Source organism: Acidovorax sp. GW821-FHT11A03 (genome assembly GCF_058809075.1).
Genome location: NZ_JBXASG010000016.1, coordinates 1 through 5,602 on the forward strand (window position 1 = coordinate 1; position 5,602 = coordinate 5,602).

Consider the following 5,602-nt stretch of genomic DNA (forward strand, 5'->3'; position numbering starts at 1 on the left):
TGGGCTGTAAGAGCCTGACGATGACCTACTTTCACACGGGAACCCGCACTATCATCGGCGCAAAGTCGTTTCACTGTCCTGTTCGGGATGGGAAGGAGTGGTACCAACTTGCTATGGTCATCAGGCATAACTTGGTGCTGGGCTGTTCGTGGAACAGCCTGGCGAATTCATAGAGTTTGGAATCAGATTTTGTGTCTTTTGACTGCGTCAACTTGGCATAACAATCTTTGAGCTTTGCACACTTGCGTGTGTTGGCTATCAAAGTTATAGGGTCAAGCCGCACGAGCAATTAGTATCAGTTAGCTTAACGCATTACTGCGCTTCCACACCTGACCTATCAACGTCCTGGTCTTGAACGACTCTTTAGGGGGCTCAAGGCCCCGGCAGATCTCATCTTGAAACGAGTTTCCCGCTTAGATGCTTTCAGCGGTTATCTCTTCCACACTTAGCTACTCGGCAATGCCACTGGCGTGACAACCGATACACCAGAGGTGTGTCCACTCCGGTCCTCTCGTACTAGGAGCAGGCTTCCTCAAATCTGCAGCGCCCACGGAAGATAGGGACCAAACTGTCTCACGACGTTTTAAACCCAGCTCACGTACCTCTTTAAATGGCGAACAGCCATACCCTTGGGACCGGCTACAGCCCCAGGATGAGATGAGCCGACATCGAGGTGCCAAACACCGCCGTCGATATGAACTCTTGGGCGGTATCAGCCTGTTATCCCCAGAGTACCTTTTATCCGTTGAGCGATGGCCCTTCCATACAGAACCACCGGATCACTATGTCCTGCTTTCGCATCTGCTCGACTTGTCAGTCTCGCAGTTAAGCACGCTTATGCCATTGCACTATCGTCACGATGTCCGACCGTAACTAGCGTACCTTCGAACTCCTCCGTTACGCTTTGGGAGGAGACCGCCCCAGTCAAACTGCCTACCATGCACTGTCCCCGATCCAGATAATGGACCTAGGTTAGAACCTCAAACACACCAGGGTGGTATTTCAACGTTGGCTCCATGAGATCTAGCGACCTCACTTCAAAGCCTCCCACCTATCCTACACAGATCTGTTCAAAGTCCAATACAAAGCTACAGTAAAGGTTCATGGGGTCTTTCCGTCTTTCCGCGGGGAGATTGCATCATCACAAACATTTCAACTTCGCTGAGTCTCAGGAGGAGACAGTGTGGCCATCGTTACGCCATTCGTGCAGGTCGGAACTTACCCGACAAGGAATTTCGCTACCTTAGGACCGTTATAGTTACGGCCGCCGTTTACTGGGACTTCAATCAAGAGCTTGCACCCCATCATTTAATCTTCCAGCACCGGGCAGGCGTCACACCCTATACGTCCACTTTCGTGTTTGCAGAGTGCTGTGTTTTTATTAAACAGTCGCAGCCACCGATTTTTTGCAACCCCGTTGGGCTCCCTCTGTTCGAGTTCACCTACTTGGGGCATACCTTCTCCCGAAGTTACGGTATCAATTTGCCGAGTTCCTTCTCCTGAGTTCTCTCAAGCGCCTTAGAATACTCATCTCGCGCACCAGTGTCGGTTTGCGGTACGGTCGTCAATAGCTGAAGCTTAGTGGCTTTTCCTGGAAGCAGGGTATCACTCACTTCGTCTGCAAGCAGACTCGTTATCACCCCTCATCTAAGCCCGGCGGATTTGCCTACCAGGCACGACTACAGGCTTGAACCAACATATCCAACAGTTGGCTGAGCTAACCTTCTCCGTCCCCACATCGCACTATTGATCGGTACAGGAATATTGACCTGTTTCCCATCAGCTACGCATCTCTGCCTCGCCTTAGGGGCCGACTCACTCTACGCCGATGAACGTTGCGTAGAAAACCTTGCGCTTACGGCGAGGGGGCTTTTCACCCCCTTTAACGCTACTCATGTCAGCATTCGCACTTCTGATACCTCCAGCATCCGTTACCAGACACCTTCACAGGCCTACAGAACGCTCTCCTACCACTTGCAATAAATTGCAAATCCGCAGCTTCGGTAACTGGCTTAGCCCCGTTACATCTTCCGCGCAGGACGACTCGATCAGTGAGCTATTACGCTTTCTTTAAATGATGGCTGCTTCTAAGCCAACATCCTGACTGTTTTAGCCTTCCCACTTCGTTTCCCACTTAGCCAATTTTAGGGACCTTAGCTGGCGGTCTGGGTTGTTTCCCTCTTGAGTCCGGACGTTAGCACCCGGTGCTCTGTCTCCCAAGCTGTACTCGTCGGTATTCGGAGTTTGCATAGGTTTGGTAAGTCGCCATGACCCCCTAGCCTAAACAGTGCTCTACCCCCGACGGTAATACTTGAGGCACTACCTAAATAGTTTTCGGAGAGAACCAGCTATTTCCAAGTTTGTTTAGCCTTTCACCCCTATCCACAGCTCATCCGCTAGTTTTGCAACACTAGTCGGTTCGGACCTCCAGTACCTGTTACGGCACCTTCATCCTGGCCATGGATAGATCACTTGGTTTCGGGTCTACACCCAGCGACTGATTCGCCCTATTCGGACTCGATTTCTCTACGGCTTCCCTATTCGGTTAACCTTGCCACTGAATGTAAGTCGCTGACCCATTATACAAAAGGTACGCAGTCACCCTTGCGGGCTCCTACTTTTTGTAAGCATGCGGTTTCAGGATCTATTTCACTCCCCTCCCGGGGTTCTTTTCGCCTTTCCCTCACGGTACTGGTTCACTATCGGTCGATTACGAGTATTTAGCCTTGGAGGATGGTCCCCCCATATTCAGACAGGATTTCTCGTGTCCCGCCCTACTTTTCTCTACCTTAGTACCACACGTCTGTTTTCGCATACAGGGCTATCACCTGCTATGGCCGGACTTTCCATTCCGTTTTGCTAACAGTCGTGCTATCAATAGAAGGCTCTTCCGATTTCGCTCGCCACTACTTTCGGAATCTCGGTTGATGTCTTTTCCTCGAGCTACTGAGATGTTTCAGTTCACCCGGTTCGCCTCGCATGACTATGTATTCATCATGCGATACCTCTTGCGAGGTGGGTTTCCCCATTCAGAAATCTCCGGATCAAAGCTTATTTGCCAGCTCCCCGAAGCTTATCGCAGGCTATCACGTCTTTCGTCGCCTGTAATCGCCAAGGCATCCACCACATGCTCTTAGTCACTTGACCCTATAACTTTGACGTTTCTTGCGAAACACCGCCGTCTAATCTTTCAAGGACTTGCCAGGTCTTTCACCTGACGCGTTATGCCGTAAACAACTTCAACCCTTTCGAGTTGTCATCGTATTACTTAAGAATTTCAAACTAGGTTTGAATATTCGTTTTGACGCAATCAAAAATTCTTGTTGCTAGCGGCACGGTCTGCACTAAACCTTTACGAATGTGCAGTTTCCGCTAGCAACTCTGATTCGACTCTATGAATTTTTAAAGAACAGCCGATTGATCAATCGATATTGATCAACAACAAAGAAGCCTTAACCGTTTCCAGTCAAAGCCGCTTTGGTGTTGAGTAATCTTCTTACTACCTACTACCGCAGTGTTGGTGGAGGATGACGGGATCGAACCGACGACCCCCTGCTTGCAAAGCAGGTGCTCTCCCAGCTGAGCTAATCCCCCAGTGTCCTCATACCGTATCCGTGTATTGGAATTTGGTGGGTCTAGTTGGGCTCGAACCAACGACCCCCGCCTTATCAAGACGGTGCTCTAACCAGCTGAGCTACAGACCCATTCCTCAGCTCCGCGAATCGCTTCGCAGGTCTGTGGCTTGTTCCAACAACCGATAAGTGTGGGCGTTCAATCTTGAATGCAGTTTTCCAGAAAGGAGGTGATCCAGCCGCACCTTCCGATACGGCTACCTTGTTACGACTTCACCCCAGTCACGAACCCTGCCGTGGTAATCGCCCTCCTTGCGGTTAGGCTAACTACTTCTGGCAGAACCCGCTCCCATGGTGTGACGGGCGGTGTGTACAAGACCCGGGAACGTATTCACCGCGACATTCTGATCCGCGATTACTAGCGATTCCGACTTCACGCAGTCGAGTTGCAGACTGCGATCCGGACTACGACTGGCTTTATGGGATTGGCTCCCCCTCGCGGGTTGGCAACCCTCTGTACCAGCCATTGTATGACGTGTGTAGCCCCACCTATAAGGGCCATGAGGACTTGACGTCATCCCCACCTTCCTCCGGTTTGTCACCGGCAGTCTCATTAGAGTGCCCAACTGAATGTAGCAACTAATGACAAGGGTTGCGCTCGTTGCGGGACTTAACCCAACATCTCACGACACGAGCTGACGACAGCCATGCAGCACCTGTGTTACGGTTCTCTTTCGAGCACTCCTCTATCTCTAAAGGATTCCGTACATGTCAAAGGTGGGTAAGGTTTTTCGCGTTGCATCGAATTAAACCACATCATCCACCGCTTGTGCGGGTCCCCGTCAATTCCTTTGAGTTTCAACCTTGCGGCCGTACTCCCCAGGCGGTCAACTTCACGCGTTAGCTTCGTTACTGAGTCAGTGAAGACCCAACAACCAGTTGACATCGTTTAGGGCGTGGACTACCAGGGTATCTAATCCTGTTTGCTCCCCACGCTTTCGTGCATGAGCGTCAGTACAGGTCCAGGGGATTGCCTTCGCCATCGGTGTTCCTCCGCATATCTACGCATTTCACTGCTACACGCGGAATTCCATCCCCCTCTACCGTACTCTAGCTATGCAGTCACAAATGCAGTTCCCAGGTTGAGCCCGGGGATTTCACATCTGTCTTACATAACCGCCTGCGCACGCTTTACGCCCAGTAATTCCGATTAACGCTTGCACCCTACGTATTACCGCGGCTGCTGGCACGTAGTTAGCCGGTGCTTATTCTTACGGTACCGTCATGGACCCCCTTTATTAGAAGGAGTCTTTTCGTTCCGTACAAAAGCAGTTTACAACCCGAAGGCCTTCATCCTGCACGCGGCATGGCTGGATCAGGCTTGCGCCCATTGTCCAAAATTCCCCACTGCTGCCTCCCGTAGGAGTCTGGGCCGTGTCTCAGTCCCAGTGTGGCTGGTCGTCCTCTCAGACCAGCTACAGATCGTCGGCTTGGTAAGCTTTTATCCCACCAACTACCTAATCTGCCATCGGCCGCTCCGTCCGCGCAAGGCCTTGCGGTCCCCTGCTTTCATCCGTAGATCGTATGCGGTATTAGCAAAGCTTTCGCTCCGTTATCCCCCACGATCGGGCACGTTCCGATGTATTACTCACCCGTTCGCCACTCGTCAGCATCCGAAGACCTGTTACCGTTCGACTTGCATGTGTAAGGCATGCCGCCAGCGTTCAATCTGAGCCAGGATCAAACTCTACAGTTCGATCTTGATTTTTTCGCTCTTTCGAGCAACTCATAATTAAGAATTGAAGTGAACTTCACTTCTCTCTCATGAGCGTTTGTAGTGCTAAGCACTAGTTCCAAAGAACTTGGCACTCGCCATCAAACGCCCACGCTTATCGGCTGTATATTTTTAATGAACCGGATCACTCACAAAGACCGTAGTCTTTCTTTGTTTTCCCGACTTAGCTGCGATCAGCTGAGCCTTGAATTCTAGCACAGTTTTTGAAGAACTGTCAAACTTTTGAAAACTTTTT

2 tRNA genes and 3 rRNA genes are annotated in these 5,602 nt (G+C 50.9%); all 5 read right to left on the minus strand.

Annotated elements, in window-relative coordinates:
• Positions 1 to 12: 12 nt before the first annotated feature.
• Positions 13 to 125 (minus strand): 5S ribosomal RNA (rrf, locus tag AC1RVY_RS26450).
• 143 nt (positions 126 to 268) lie between these two features.
• Positions 269 to 3,147, minus strand: a 23S ribosomal RNA gene (locus AC1RVY_RS26455).
• Between the two features lie 371 nt (positions 3,148 to 3,518).
• Positions 3,519 to 3,594: transfer RNA gene (locus AC1RVY_RS26460), tRNA-Ala, on the minus strand.
• Positions 3,595 to 3,627: 33 nt separating this feature from the next.
• A tRNA-Ile gene (locus AC1RVY_RS26465) sits at positions 3,628 to 3,704 on the minus strand.
• Between the two features lie 91 nt (positions 3,705 to 3,795).
• Positions 3,796 to 5,328 (minus strand): 16S ribosomal RNA (locus AC1RVY_RS26470).
• Together the 16S, 23S and 5S rRNA genes with 2 tRNA genes alongside form the textbook arrangement of a ribosomal RNA operon.
• Between the last annotated feature and the right edge of the window lie 274 nt (positions 5,329 to 5,602).